The 14,826-nt window shown below is 31.7% G+C and carries 13 protein-coding genes and 1 tRNA gene; 10 read left to right on the top strand and 4 right to left on the bottom strand.

Going from position 1 to position 14,826, the window contains the following annotated elements:
- Positions 1–54: 54 nt before the first annotated feature.
- Positions 55–450, top strand: coding sequence for a ribonuclease P protein component (gene rnpA, locus NAB20_RS02735; protein ID WP_105195581.1), 396 nt, complete (start codon positions 55–57; stop codon positions 448–450).
- On the opposite strand, the gene NAB20_RS02730 is transcribed toward rnpA, so the two are convergent.
- From NAB20_RS02730 to NAB20_RS02720, 3 genes are all read right to left on the bottom strand, one after another.
- The gene (locus NAB20_RS02730; RefSeq protein ID WP_088391236.1) at positions 443–1,096 is read right to left on the bottom strand and encodes a response regulator; all 654 of its coding nucleotides are present in this window, start codon (positions 1,094–1,096) and stop codon (positions 443–445) included. The two genes, rnpA and NAB20_RS02730, sit on opposite strands and share 8 nt — an antisense overlap.
- A 22-nt stretch (positions 1,097–1,118) precedes the next feature.
- Complete coding sequence (locus tag NAB20_RS02725) at positions 1,119–3,206, bottom strand: ATP-binding protein (RefSeq protein ID WP_375605457.1); 2,088 nt, start codon at positions 3,204–3,206, stop codon at positions 1,119–1,121.
- Between the two features lie 109 nt (positions 3,207–3,315).
- Complete coding sequence (locus NAB20_RS02720) at positions 3,316–3,519, bottom strand: hypothetical protein (RefSeq protein WP_375605456.1); 204 nt, start codon at positions 3,517–3,519, stop codon at positions 3,316–3,318.
- 103 nt (positions 3,520–3,622) lie between these two features.
- Here NAB20_RS02720 and NAB20_RS02715 point away from each other — a divergent pair, with 103 nt between their 5' ends.
- The 5 genes from NAB20_RS02715 (at position 3,623) to NAB20_RS02695 (ending at position 7,600) form a co-directional block, all read left to right on the top strand.
- Complete coding sequence (locus NAB20_RS02715) at positions 3,623–4,345, top strand: metallophosphoesterase family protein (protein WP_105195584.1); 723 nt, start codon at positions 3,623–3,625, stop codon at positions 4,343–4,345.
- A 33-nt stretch (positions 4,346–4,378) separates the two neighbouring features.
- Entirely contained in the window at positions 4,379–4,876 is a 498-nt protein-coding gene (locus NAB20_RS02710) for a DUF6646 family protein (RefSeq protein ID WP_164849089.1), read from the top strand.
- Positions 4,876–5,445 (top strand): PhnA domain-containing protein, encoded by a 570-nt coding sequence (locus NAB20_RS02705; protein WP_375605455.1) that lies wholly within the window; start codon positions 4,876–4,878, stop codon positions 5,443–5,445. Before NAB20_RS02710 ends, NAB20_RS02705 begins: the two co-directional genes overlap by 1 nt.
- 722 nt (positions 5,446–6,167) lie before the next feature.
- A tRNA-Gly gene (locus tag NAB20_RS02700) sits at positions 6,168–6,243 on the top strand.
- A 202-nt stretch (positions 6,244–6,445) separates the two neighbouring features.
- Positions 6,446–7,600 (top strand): beta-ketoacyl synthase N-terminal-like domain-containing protein, encoded by a 1,155-nt coding sequence (locus NAB20_RS02695; protein ID WP_164849088.1) that lies wholly within the window; start codon positions 6,446–6,448, stop codon positions 7,598–7,600.
- Here NAB20_RS02695 and NAB20_RS02690 read toward each other — a convergent pair.
- Positions 7,586–8,053 carry a regulatory protein RecX gene (locus tag NAB20_RS02690; protein WP_088391228.1) on the bottom strand — a complete coding sequence of 156 codons (468 nt, stop codon included), beginning with the start codon at positions 8,051–8,053 and terminating at the stop codon, positions 7,586–7,588. The two genes, NAB20_RS02695 and NAB20_RS02690, sit on opposite strands and share 15 nt — an antisense overlap.
- 348 nt (positions 8,054–8,401) lie before the next feature.
- Between NAB20_RS02690 and NAB20_RS02685 the strand changes: the two genes are divergently transcribed.
- The 4 genes from NAB20_RS02685 (at position 8,402) to NAB20_RS02670 (ending at position 14,826) form a co-directional block, all read left to right on the top strand.
- Positions 8,402–11,170 carry a TonB-dependent receptor domain-containing protein gene (locus NAB20_RS02685; RefSeq protein ID WP_127823314.1) on the top strand — a complete coding sequence of 923 codons (2,769 nt, stop codon included), beginning with the start codon at positions 8,402–8,404 and terminating at the stop codon, positions 11,168–11,170.
- A 23-nt stretch (positions 11,171–11,193) separates the two neighbouring features.
- The gene (locus NAB20_RS02680) at positions 11,194–12,798 is read left to right on the top strand and encodes a G-D-S-L family lipolytic protein (RefSeq protein ID WP_375605454.1); all 1,605 of its coding nucleotides are present in this window, start codon (positions 11,194–11,196) and stop codon (positions 12,796–12,798) included.
- 188 nt (positions 12,799–12,986) lie between these two features.
- Positions 12,987–14,498, top strand: coding sequence for a F0F1 ATP synthase subunit beta (atpD, locus tag NAB20_RS02675; protein ID WP_088397603.1), 1,512 nt, complete (start codon positions 12,987–12,989; stop codon positions 14,496–14,498).
- 46 nt (positions 14,499–14,544) lie between these two features.
- Positions 14,545–14,826 (top strand): F0F1 ATP synthase subunit epsilon, encoded by a 282-nt coding sequence (locus NAB20_RS02670; RefSeq protein WP_088391225.1) that lies wholly within the window; start codon positions 14,545–14,547, stop codon positions 14,824–14,826.

Below are 14,826 nucleotides of genomic sequence, written 5' to 3'. Positions count from 1 at the left end.
GTCTTTTTTATTATAAATTATGGACTTTTTAATATACTTTTTATCTTTGTTCCAATGAAGCAGAATTATCCTAATTATGAAAAATTAAAAAGTAGAACACTGATAGACTATTTGTTTACAAATGGAAAATCCGTTTCAAAATACCCTTTGCGTTTAGTTTTTGCTGAAGTAGCGGAATTAAAAAATACGCGTACAAACATACAAATAGGGGTATCCGTTTCTAAAAAATACTTTAAAAAGGCTGTAGATCGAAATTATTATAAACGAGTACTAAGAGAAATATATCGTTTAAACAAACACGAATTGAAAGGAGTGATTTCGGAAAAAAAATACATCATGATGCTCATGTATCAAACCAAAGAACGATTAGATTTTCATGAAATTAATGATAAGATAAAAAGTTTGTTAATCAAATTTAATGAACAATTAAATAAGCAGGAGGTTAAATAACTCCTGCTTTTCTTGCTGCTCTTACTATATCTTCATCACTCCCTATTTCAATATCTAGAAACTTTTTTATATTTGCTTTCCTTTTTTCAATAGAACTCATAGAAAGATTTAGATAGTTCGGAATATTTTTTGTTTTGATACCCTTTGAAAGTAAAGATATAATTTGACGATTTGTTTCATCTAAATATGCTTTATTGGATAATAATTCCTTTACATTATGATCCACTGTAACGCTTCTATAATTTTCTCCTTTTATTATTTTATCAAAAGCTATTAATAATTCATCAGCTGTGAAATCACTTTTTACGAGTATTCCATCTGGATTTACGCGTTTTATCATATCCAATAAAATAATAGATTCAGAGTGAGACGTAAGAAAGATTATTTTTGTATTAGGTCTTTTTTTTCTAATTATTTTAGCTAGATCAATTCCGTTTTCTATATGACCTTCTTTGTATGCAGGTAAGTTATGATCTAGAAAAGCAACGTCAAAATGAGCATTTGATTCTATTATCTTTAAAGCACTTTCACAATTATAAGCAGCCGTAGTATCGATGTTGTATCCAAAATCGTTATATGAAAGAATTACTTTATATCCTTCAATCATAGAAGGATGATCATCCACAATAAGTATTCTAATGTCCATGTTATTTTAAGTGTTAATTTTGTTAGTATGGCAATGATAGATTAATATGAGTACCCTTGTTTATAGTTGAATAAAATTTAACCTCCCCATTCATTGATTTAGCTCTTGAATTAATATTCTTAATTCCTATTCCTTCCTTTACTTTATTTATATCAAAACCCACCCCATTATCTTCTATATCTATAATTAATCTATCAAGTACTTTTTTTATTGATAAAATCACCAATGTTGCATGAGAGTATTTATACGTGTTTTGAAGACATTCTTGTAAAATTCTATAAATGTCAATTTTTACAGAAGTTTCAATGGCTTCCCAAACAATATTGGTGTCTATTTCTAATATATATTCTATATTAATTGCATTGCAATAATCTTCAAATAAATTTTGAATAATTAATTTAAAACTTTCCTTTTCTAAGAAAGTTTCTTGATTTAAATCATGTGAGATATTACGTAATTCCTTTTCTATATTTTGAATGTTTTCAATATGCTTTAAACATTTTTCAATAGTTTCCTGATCTTGTCTTTTTGATAATATGAACAAATTTAAACGAGTACTCGTTAATTTACTCATAACCCCATCATGTAGCTCTTGCGATATTCTCTTTTTTTCTTGTTGTCTGGTATCATTTATTAAATGCTGTTGTTGGAGCATTAGTTTATAAATTTGCTCATTACTTTCTTGCTGTTCCCTTTCAAATTGAAGTTGTTTATTTTTACTACTTTGACTTTTGTTGTTATACAACAAGATTAATAAAATAATCATGCCAGAACTACCAAATAATATGAGCCATCTTTGAGAAGAAATTTGCTCCTTTTCTTCTTGAATAATTTGTTTCTCTGTTAGTATTTCATCCGTTTCATATTCAATTCGAGCAAAACTATTACGTTTGTTAAATTCAACCGTTTGTATGCTATCGCTTAAATTAATATATTCTTCGTATAAGTCATACTGATTTTTTTTATCAATTTTAGAAAGAAGTCTTAGTGCTCTTAATTCATCTTCAAGAATTTTGTTTTCAGAAGCAATTTTTTTTGCATTTCTAAGAAAAGAAATAGCCTTTGGAACATCTTTTTTATACAAATAAAGCTCTCCTAAATAAATATTTGAAAGTACAATTCCAGGGATATTGTTGTCTTTTTTTCGGATTTTTAATGATTCATAAAGCTTTTCTTCTGCTATTTCTAAATTATCCAACTGCATTTCGGCATAAGCTTTATTACTAATAAGGGATGAGTATGTATAAGACCCAATTTTTTCCGGATTTGAAAATAACAATCCTTCATCATATTGAACAATTGCCTCATGATAAGCTTTCTTTTTAGAATAGGCTTTTCCTAAATATATATATACTTGTGCTTTTAGAGTTTCATATTGAGGATCTTTTGTTAATAAATTGATGGTAGATAACGCTTTATTATAATATGCAATAGCTTCATCAGGGCTATTTAAGCCTACCAGTACATTTCCAAGATTTAAGTAACAATCATATATTAATCTCGTATCGTTAATTTCTTTTGCAATTTTTAAAACCTTTATAAATTCAACTTCTGCACCTGAAATATCTTTTTCATATAATAAAATTTCTGCTTTAGAAAACTTTACACGAGTTAATTCTTTGGTTTTTTTAAATAAGTCATAATTTTTTTCAGATTTAGTATAGTAGTAGTAAGCACTATCATTTTTGTATTTAGAATAAAAATAATCACCAATATAATGATAACCCTTTGCAATGTCTACAGGATCTTGAGCTTCTTTTGCAAGCTTAAAAGCTATTCTTGAAATACGGAGGTAGTTTTCGGAATCTTCTAGATTATAATACCTTCCAGCCAGTTTAAAGTAACTTTTTCTTAGGCTGGAAGTATTATGTGTATTTTTTTGTAGCTCATTTTCAATTATAATAGCATCTCTTTTCTTGTCTTCTTGTAAAGAAATAGGACTATTGGTATTAGCTGAAGAATCTTCAATGTTTAAATCATGACCTATTTCTACCTCCTTTTTGCAAGAAAAGAGAAAGAACATAAGAGAAATTAGTAATAAACGTCTATTCAAGTTTTTTTTACCAAATTTAAGAAAAACTTTGTTGATATATTCTTTAAATAATGGCAAAGCTTTTGATTTGTTATTTTTAATGATAATATATTACTAAATTGCGATAAATTAATTAAAATGAACTTTTGTGGTTGTTTAGTGTTTTTTGAATAAGTTTGGTATAATCTTATTCTGGTTTCTTAGGTCTAATAATTGGTTCTCCGTCAGCATCGTTCTCTAATGAGTAATTAGATTGATTTAGGATAGCGCTCTGTTCATCAGTCATTCTAGCAGTAGGATCTATAGAATAAGAACCATCTCCATTTTCAGTACAAGTTATAGGAGAAATAAATAATAAAAACATACCTGAAAATAAATAAATTTTTTTCATAATTAGCTGATTTTAAGTTGATTACTTAGGGTGTGAAATTAGATGTTTTTTTTTTGAATAAATTACGGTTTTTCCGTATATTTTGTTAATTTTTTTAACAATTATGGCGATTTATAGTATAGGAGATATTCATGGGGCTTATAAAGGATTATTACAAGTAATGGCAATAACTCCTTTAAAACCAGGTGATACACTGATATTTTTAGGTGATTATGTAGATGGTTGGAGCGAAAGTCCTCAGGTTTTAGATTTTTTAATAGACTTAAAAAAAAATTATAATTGTATATATATAAAAGGCAATCATGATGAATTGCTCTTAGATTGGTTACAAAATAAGAATGAAAATACGATGTGGCATGCCAGTGGAGGTAAGACCACTATTGAAGCCTATCAAAATATAAGTAGAGAGGTTAAAGATAAACACATTCATTTTTTATCTAATTTAAAAGAATATCATGTAGAAGATAATAAGCTTTTTGTACATGCAGGATTTACTAATTTAAAAGGGGTAGCGTATGAATATTATCCTAGATTGCTCTATTGGGATAGGACATTATGGGAAATGGCATTGTGTTTAGATCCTGCTATAAGTCCTGAAAGTCCGCTTTTTCCAAAACGCTTAAAAGCATATAAAGAAATTTTTATAGGACATACTCCTGTTACAAATGTAGGTGCTACAGTCCCGTTAAAAAAAGCCAATGTTTGGAATTTAGATACAGGAGCCGCTTTTAACGGTTGTATTACGGTTTTAAATATTGAGAGCAATCAATTTTGGCAAAGCGAACCGATTCATACACTCTATCCTAATGAAAAAGGTAGAAATTAATTACAAGTTTATATATTTGTCAAAAAAATAATTATGAAAAAAATTTTTGTTTTAGTAGCCTCTCTAATAGGATTTGCCTCACAGGCTCAAGAAGCTTATAAAGGAAAAGGAGACACAAAGTTTCACGTAGGAGCTAATTTACAATCAGGCGGGACAGGTTTAAATGTCGGAACTGATATCGGATTAGGAGAAAATATTTCAGTAGGAGTTGTAGCAAATTATTTGTTAGGTGTAAAACCAATTGACGGTGATGACTATGATTTTTTAGATAGAGCAGATCTTAAAGCTCGATTTAACGCAAACATAGGTAAGGTAGTTACATTGCCCGAACAAATAGATGTTTACCCTGGTTTAGATTTAGGATTAAGAAACTTTGGAGGACATTTAGGTGCTCGTTATTTCTTTTCAGAAGGATTCGGATTACAAGTAGAAACAGGAGTTCCTTTTGCTAAATACAAAAAAGATCCAGTAGGATTTGATCGCTTAAATAATCAATTTTATGTTAATTTAAGTGCTGTTTTTAATCTGTAATGAGTGTTATTGAAAAAAAGTTAAAAGATCGTAGTAATTCTAAATGCGAACTTTGCGGAACTGAACACGATTTACAAGTTTATACAGTACTACCTAAAACAACTGAAAGTTTAGAAGATTCCGTATTAGCATGTAAAACCTGTATAGATCAAATTAATAACCCAGAATTAACAGATGCAAATCACTGGCATTGTCTATCTGACTCTATGTGGAATGAGCATTTACCAGTACAAATAGTATCTTGGCGTATGCTTACTCGATTAAATAAAACAGATTTAGTTGATATGATGTATTTAGATGATGAATCGTTAGAATGGGCTAAAGCAACAGGAGAAGGTGTGCAAGAAGATACAATAGTACATAAGGATTCTAATGGAAATGTACTACAAGATGGAGATTCAGTTGTTTTAATTAAAGATCTTGACGTTAAAGGAGCTAATTTTACCGCAAAAAGAGGAGCCGCTGTGCATAATATTAAATTGGTTTGGGATAATCCTGAACAAATTGAAGGTAGAGTGGAAGGACAGTATATTGTTATTTTAACTCAATACGTTAAAAAAACAAAATAAGAACAGTTTAACAGGTTCAAAGATCGTTTTTTATTGAAAAACAATAAAGTATGTTTTTAGAAGATCATCGTATTTTATATCAGAATAAATGATCTTATTTTTTAACTCATTCAGTAATTGTTATTCTAAAAAAGGAGTCGCATGAGATTCATTATCAAATGTATTTTGAATAATGCAACTCCTTTTTATGTTGAGGTAAAAAAGATGAACCTAAACACGTGCAGATTTAATCAATCAATACCGCATTTGTTATTTGGTATAGACGGGGTATGATAACGTGATGTCTTTCTTTTTATTGATCATGTAATGTCTTCTATTGTTAGAAGGACAAACAAATCTAAAACATTATTTTATTTTCTCTCTTTTACTCTAGATTATACAATAACATGGTAATGAATTTCTAAAGCCTAACTTAGATTGTTCTTCATTAAAAAATAAATTCTGAAAATAAGAGAAATAGCTATATATAGAGCTGTTTTTTATCCATATTTCCAAAAATATACATGATTTATATAAGTTATAGGTTTTGAACTGGATCTAATAAAGATTTGATTCTATAATTTTGCCTTTTGAGATGATAGCAGATAAAATGTTTTTTTTTTTTTTGTAAATCTATATTGTTGATTATTAGTTTTTTGTGTGAGTAATGTGTTTTTTTTGTAAAAAAAAGCTTTAAAAGTTTGGTAATATCAGGAAAATGTGCTTATATTTGCACCAGCAATGCGGAAGTAGCTCAGTTGGTAGAGCTCCAGCCTTCCAAGCTGGTTGTCGCGAGTTCGAGCCTCGTCTTCCGCTCCAAATAAAACCCAAGTGTACACTTGGGTTTTTTGTTGTTTTTTGTTTTTCAAAAGTGTAGATCAAGTTTGAAATTTTCCGTGAACACTTGACTCTATTGGGAAATTTTGTTTCACAATGAAATCTAATGCGGAATCTGGGTTAAAAAAAGAAGTTTTTTAGTATTTTTTTAAAAACTTTGCGAACTTTGCGTAAAATTTATGTCTTGAAACAAAAAATTGCCATCACTTCTGTAGCTTCTATGTCCGCTTTGGGCAATCGACCAGAACAAATTTGGAATCATTATTTATCAGATTCTACTTGTATTACTCTCGAAAACTTTAATAATCAAAAAGAATATGTAGCTAAATTGCCTGCAGATTGTAATCTAGAGTTAGATGTTTTACGTCAATCCGATTCAAAATATAAAACATTAGATCAGACCGTTTTAATGGCTGTTTTAACTTCTCGTGATGCTATAAAGCAAGCTGGATGGACCGAAAAAGATGACTTTGGAATTAATATAGGCTCTTCTAGAGGAGCAACTCAGCTTTTTGAATACTATCATAAAGATTTTTTGCAAACAGGAAAAACAGCTACACTTGCTTCTCCAACAACTACTTTAGGAAATATTTCCTCATGGGTAGCACATGATTTGAAGAATAAAGGATTAGCTATCTCCCATTCTATAACCTGCTCTACAGGATTACACTCTTTACTAAATGGGGTAGCTTGGTTACAAGCAGGAATGATGGACAAGTTTTTAGTAGGAGCCAGTGAAGCACCTTTGACAGATTTTACCCTTGCCCAAATGAATGCACTGAAAATATATGCAAAAGAAAATCAACAATATCCTTGTCTTGCGCTAGACTTACAAAAAAATAAAAATACGATGGTGCTGGGAGAAGGGGCTACCTCTATTTGTTTAGATGTGAATTTGAAAACTAACGCATTAGCTTATATTGAAGGAATAGGATTTGCAACAGATGAACTACAACATAATATATCTATTTCAGAAGAAGCACTTTGTTTTCAAAAATCAATGCAAATGGCATTAGGAGAAACCCCTTTAGATTCTATTGATGTTATTGTTATGCACGCGCCAGGAACAATCAAAGGCGATCGGTCAGAATATAAGGCGATACAAAAAATCTTTAATAACCAATTGCCTTTGCTTACAACTAATAAATGGAAGGCAGGTCATACGTTTGGGACTTCTGGTTTGTTAAGTGTAGAAATGGCTGTTTTAATGATGCAAGTACAGTATTTTATAGGAATTCCGTATTTAAATATTGCTAATAAAACCAAAGCAATCAAAAAAGTATTAGTGAATGCAGTAGGTTTTGGAGGAAATGCAGTAAGTGTTTTATTGTCCGTTTGAAGAAGATAATTCTTCTATTTTTGTTAAAATTAAATAAGATTCATAACCCTTTCTAAAAAGAAAATCGCCTATTTTTCGTTTCTTTTTTTGAGGGTGAGACTCTTTTGTATTATTCCATTCTTTTTCTGCTAAATCATTAAAATTTTTTAAATAATCCACTTCTTTTATTTCGTTAAGAGCTGTTTTGATATTGTAATTAGATACTCCGTGTAATTTAAGCTCATTAATAATCCGTGTTTTCCCCCATTTTTTATAATTGTGTTTACCTCGAGCAAAAGAACAAGCAAAACGTTCTTCGTTCAAATAATGATGTTCAATTAGATAAACAATATATTCTTCTATTGATTCCTCTGCTACATTTAATAGTTTTAATTTGAGTCTAATATCTCGATGTGATCTCTCTTGGTAAGCACAGTATGATTCTAGTTTTTTTAATATAGAAGGATAAAGCATTTTGTTTTCAAAAAAGTTATATTCTTAAAATTTATAAAGAGCAATTTTAAGAATCGTAAAGATAGCTAAAACAAATAATTATAGTAAGATCGTTTAATACAATTAAATAGTTTGATTAAATAATTTATTTTTTCAAAAACATAAAACATTGATATATAGATAGATGGTGTTAGTGTAATGAGTAAAAATATTTTTTGTAATTGTAGTACTCGTAATTTTAATATTTTTTAATGATGGATATTCTTTACGAGTGTTAATAAAAAATTATACTTTTTTTATGTTTTGTTTAATTTTTTCAAAAAATATATTGTAATTTGCTAACTATAAACCAATCAAAATCTTCAACGAATGAGAGTCTGTTTTTCTATTTTAACATTGTTTTTTAGCGTACTTACCTTGGCGCAAAATACAATAACAGGAAGTGTGACTGATGATAAAAATCAGCCTATACCAGGCGCAAATGTAAAAGTTGCAGGGTCTGCATCAGGTGCATCGTCTGGATTTGATGGAAAATTCACATTAAAAACAAATAGTCAGTTTCCCTTTACTTTAGAGGTCTCGATGATGGGCTATTCTAGTCGAAGTTTGAAAATCAATTCAAAAGATCAAAAAGTAGAGGTCGTTCTAGTTGAACAATCTACTTCCTTAAATGAAATAGTAGTGTCAGCATCACGGGCTCCTGAGAGAATCCTTGAGTCACCTGTAACGATAGAGCGAATGGGGGTAAAAGAAGTGAAAAATACAACGGCTCCTTCTTTTTATGAAGGTTTAGAAAATCTAAAAGATGTGCATTTTAATACTTCTAGTTTTAACTTTAAATCAGTTAATACACGTGGTTTTGCTACAATTGGAAATACTCGTTTTATGCAATTAGTAGACGGTATGGATAACGCATCCCCTGCGTTAAACTTTGCAGTAGGAAACCTCCTCGGTATTTCTGATTTAGATGTGGCAAGTGTAGAGGTTTTGCCAGGTGCTTCATCTGCCCTTTATGGTGCTAACGCATTTAATGGTATTATGTTTATGAACAGTCGTAGTCCCTTCGCTAAAGAAGGTCTGTCAACTTATTTTAAATATGGTCAGACTACTCAAGATGTGGCGGGTACAAATAACTATTTTGATTTAGGAATTAGAGCTGCTAAAAAGTTTACAGATCATTTTGCTGCCAAAGCTAATTTTTCTTATATGGAAGCAACTGAGTGGATGGCAAATGATAGACGTAGTCTAACGCCAGGAGGGATTGGACATGAAGTAAATAGAAATTATGACGGATTGAATATTTATGGAGATGAAGTAAGTACCTTTATTCCTAATGTAGGACAAGTAAGTCGTACAGGATATGCTGAAAAAGAGTTAACAGATGGGAAGATTAATAGTGCGAAGTTTGACGCTTCAATTCATATACGTCCTTGGGTAAATGGAGATTCTAAATTTGCTAAAAATATTGAGATTATAGGACAATATAAAGTAGGAATTGGAAATACTTTATATCAAGGAGCTAATCGTTATGCGTTGAAAAACTTTTTCATGGATCAAATAAAATTAGAAGTAAAAGGAGATAACTTTTTTGCTCGGATTTATAGATCAGGAGAAGATGCTGGAGATTCATATAATTTAGGTTTTGCTGCTTGGAATGTGAATAGAGAAGCTAAATCAGATAAAGCTTGGTTTACGGATTATGGAACAGCGTATGTGTTGTCCAGTACATTATTGGGTTTACCAGCAGATCAAGCAGATAAGAGAGCTCGTGCTTTTGCAGATTATAATACACCATTTGAAATACCTCTCACTCCAAATGGTAATCCTCGTTTAGTGCCAGGAACAGCTACTTTTAATCAGGCATTAACAAAAGTATTAGCAAATTCAGATTTGAATGTAGGAGCTAAACTGGTAGATCGTTCTAGAATTCATCATGGAGATTTGAATTATAATTTTAAAGATGTAATCAAATTTGCAGAAATTCAAGTAGGAGGTTCCGCTCGTAGATATACGATGAACTCAGCAGGTTCTATTTTTACAGATAAATTAGATGAACCTATTACTTATGATGAATATGGAGTTTATACACAAATTCAGAAAAAAATCCATGATGAAAGAGTAAAAGTAACAGCTTCTGTCCGTTATGATAAATCACAAAATTTTAGCGGAAATATTTCTCCCCGATTATCTGTATCTTATGCAGGAGGTAAAGATAAACAACACAATTTTAGAGCCTCTTATCAAACAGGTTTTCGTAATCCAACAACACAAGACCAATATATAGGGCTAAATATAGGTCCCTTAGTGCTAATAGGATCAGCTCCCGATAATTTAGACCGATATTCAGAAACGATTAAGTTAAACGCAAATCCTGGTTTTGCAACCGTAACAGGACGTGATGCTTATACTAGGTCTTTTACAGCTACTTCAGTTACAGTATTTAGACAATCGTTAAATCCAGCAGATTTAAAAGTAGCAGATGTGTCTTTAGTAAAACCCGAAAGAGTACAAGCGTTTGAAGTGGGATATCGTTCAATTTTTAAAGAAATTTCATTTGATTTGAATGCTTATTATAATATTTATAATGATTTTATAAGCAGCTCAAATGTAGTAACGCCTTTGTATGGAGATGTTAGAACTAATTTGCCAACAGCAATATCTGCCTTGCAGAATGCGGATGTTCGCTTATTTCAAGTTTATACAAATTCTAAAAAACAAGTAACATCTTTAGGAGTAGGGATAGGAGTAAATCGTAAGATTGGTAAATTTAATTTGAGTGCAAGCTATAATTATTCCGATTTTAAATACGATGACAGTTTAGATCCTGATTTTGAAGCAGGTTTTAACACTCCTAAGCATCGAGCAAAAGCATCTTTTGGAGGAGAAAACATATTAAAAGGATTTGGGTTTAATGTCAATGCACGTTATAATTCTAAATATTTATGGGAATCAACCATGATAGATGCTTATGTTCCGGAAAATTACGTTTATGATGCGCAGGTTAATACCGCAATTCCTGTTCTTAAATCAGTCATAAAAATAGGAGGGACTAACCTGTTTGGGAAAGACTATATTCAAGTGCCAGGAGCGGGTATGATAGGAAAACAGTATTATATTTCATGGACGATCAATCCGTAATGTTTAATGAAAAAAGAATGATTATGATTAAAAATATAAAATGGATCTTATTGGTTTCTTGTGTATTTGTAGCATGTGAAACCAATCTTGAAGAGGAAGCAATAACAGATGTGCCTGTGGTAGCAGGAGATGCTAATTTTTCAAAATATGTAGCAATTGGAGATTCTTATGCTGCTGGTTTTAGCGATGGAGCATTGTTTATTGCAGGACAGTTAAACTCGTATCCAGAACAAATAGCTAGGCAATTTGTAGCAGCTGGAGGAGGAGCCTTTAAATCACCATTAATGGCAGATAATACAGGAGGTTTGTTGTTTGGAGGGGCTCCCTTTCCTCTTGATCCAACACAGTTTTCACCTCGTTTAGTGTTTAGAGGTTTTTTGGATAATGATGCAAGTAAGCCAATTGTGAATTTAGTTTCCAATCAAGGAACTCAAACAACAGAAGCTACTAATATTATGACGGGAGCATTTAATAATGTATCAGTACCAGGAGCTAAATCGTATCATATTGACCTTGTGGGATACGGGAGCGCTCAAGGAAATCCTTATTTCAGACGTTTTGCCTCTTCTCCAGGCGCAACTATGCTGTCAGACGCATTATTACAACAACCTACCTTCTTTTCGTTATGGATAGGTGGTAATGATGTTTTAACTTATGCTACTTCTGGAGGAATTGGGGTGGATCAAAAAGGAAATCTTAATCCAGCTACTTATAATGGTAATGATATTACAGATCCGGCTGTTTTTGCTAATGTATTTAATACAGCTGTTGATCGTTTAACTGTAAATGGAAGAAAAGGAGTAGTAGCCAATTTGCCAAATGTAAATACTTTGCCTTTTTTTACCACGGTATCCTATAATCCAGTTCCAGCTTTGCCTAAAAGTAAAGCCGCTTCTTTAAATCAATTATTTGGAGTTGTAAATCAAATTACAAAAGCATTGAATCTTCCTAATAGATTTGAAGTAATTTCAGAAGATGATAATAACCCTAATACAGTTGAAAAAACAAATCCATTGTTAATTATTGATGAAACCCTAGCGGATTTATCGGGGGCTATAAGAGATAATTTAACTCCTGTTTTGGGTTTGCAAACAGCCACTTTTGTAGGTAATCTTTATGGGAGAGCACGTCATGCTAAAAATAATGCAACAGGAAGAGACTATATATTGTTGTCTACAGGAAGTTTAATTGCTCCCCCTAATAATATACAGCCAAATGTTCCTAGTGATTTTGCAATTAGAGGAGTTTCTTATCCTTTACAAGATGCTTGGGTTCTAACAATTGATGAGGCATCTAAGATAGCTACAGCTACAGCAGCCTATAATCAAGTGATAGAAAATACAGCCAAAGTAAAAGGATTGGCGTTTTTTGATGCAAAAACAGCAATGGATCAGTTAGTAAAAGGAAATGTACGTTTTGGAAATTATAGTTTGACAGCTGATTTTATTAAAGGAGGCGCTTTTTCATTAGATGGTGTACATCCAAGTCCCAGAGGGTATGCTTTTATTGCCAATAAAATGATGGAAGCAATTAATACACAGTATAAATCTACTTTACGAATGATAGATCTAGGGAAAAAACCCGCTTTGTTTTCAGTTAATATTCCTGCTGGAAGTTATATCAACTAATTCATATACGATTCAATAAAAAACCTCCTGCTAAAATGGGAGGTTTTTTTGTTATATTGAGGACAGAATTTATATTTTAAAAAAAAGAAAATTTTTATATTGGAAATCACAATATTAAAATTATCTTTGCAATCTGAAAAAACACAGCGTTTTTTATAACTAAATAGCTATTTAATAAATACATAAGTATGTCTAAGGTAATAGGAAAAGTTGCGCAAATCATTGGTCCCGTAGTAGACGTGGTTTTCAATGCTGCAGAAGTTGAACTTCCGAAAATTTACGATTCATTAGAAATCACTAATCAAGATGGTACTAAGTTAGTACTTGAAGTACAATCACACATTGGAGAAAATACAGTGCGTACTATCTCTATGGACTCTACTGACGGTTTAAGCCGTGGTGTTGATGTTGTAGCTACAGGTGCTCCTATTCAAATGCCTATCGGTGGTGATATTTACGGTCGTTTGTTCAACGTAGTAGGTGATGCTATTGATGGTTTAGGTGATTTACCAAAAGAAGGTGCTAATGGATTACCAATCCACAGACAAGCTCCTAAATTCGAAGATTTATCAACTTCTTCTGAAGTTTTATTTACAGGTATCAAAGTAATTGATTTGATTGAACCTTATGCAAAAGGAGGTAAAATTGGATTATTCGGTGGTGCTGGTGTAGGTAAAACAGTATTAATTCAAGAGTTGATCAACAATATTGCAAAAGGGCACGGAGGTCTTTCTGTATTCGCAGGAGTAGGAGAAAGAACACGTGAAGGGAATGACTTATTACGTGAGATGTTAGAGTCAGGCATTATTAAATATGGTGATGATTTTATGCACTCTATGGAAAATGGAGGATGGGATTTAACCAAAGTTGATAAAGCTGGTATGAGAGATTCTAAAGCTACTTTCGTATTTGGTCAGATGAATGAACCTCCTGGAGCGCGTGCACGTGTTGCATTATCTGGTTTATCTATTGCTGAGTATTTCCGTGATGGAGCAGGTTCAGATCAAGGTAAAGATGTTCTTTTCTTCGTAGATAATATCTTCCGTTTTACACAAGCAGGTTCAGAGGTATCAGCATTATTAGGACGTATGCCATCTGCTGTAGGTTACCAACCAACATTAGCAACTGAAATGGGGGCTATGCAGGAGCGTATTACTTCTACTAAGAAAGGGTCAATTACATCTGTACAGGCTGTTTATGTACCTGCGGATGACTTAACAGATCCGGCACCAGCTACAACTTTCGCTCACTTAGACGCTACTACTGTATTATCACGTAAAATTGCTGAGTTAGGTATTTATCCAGCGGTAGATCCACTAGATTCTACTTCTCGTATCTTAACGCCAGAAATATTAGGTGCTGATCACTATAATTGTGCTCAGAGGGTAAAAGAAATTTTACAAAAATATAAACAATTACAAGATATCATTGCTATCTTAGGAATGGAAGAATTGTCAGAAGAAGATAAATTAGCCGTATCACGTGCTCGTCGTGTACAACGTTTCTTATCTCAACCATTCCACGTAGCAGAACAATTTACAGGTATTCCAGGTGTATTAGTAGATATTAAAGATACTATCAAAGGATTTAATATGATTATCGATGGTGAGTTAGACCACCTGCCAGAGGCTGCTTTCAACTTGAAAGGTACCATCGAAGATGTAATTGAGGCAGGACAAAAAATGTTAGCTGAAGCGTAATTTTAATTGCTTAAAGCCTAAAGCTTAAAGCCTAAAGCAAATAAAAATGATAGTAGAAATTGTATCACCAGAAGCTACATTATTCAAAGGGGAAGTTACTTCAGTAGCGGTTCCTGGCGTTAATGGAGAGTTCCAAATGCTAAATAATCACGCGCCTATCGTGTCATTGTTAGCAAAAGGTAATGTAAAAATTGTAGGTTCAAATGTTAAAATTGCTAAAGAATTTCAAGATAAATTTAGTAAGGTTAATGAACAAACATTTTGGTTACCTATCAATTCAGGAACTATTGAAATGAATGATAATAGAATTATTGTTTTAGCAGACTAA

The sequence above is a fragment of the Flavobacterium davisii genome, assembly GCF_042182265.1.
GTDB classification, from domain to species: domain Bacteria; phylum Bacteroidota; class Bacteroidia; order Flavobacteriales; family Flavobacteriaceae; genus Flavobacterium; species Flavobacterium davisii.
This window is presented reverse-complemented; position numbering and strand designations above follow the sequence as displayed.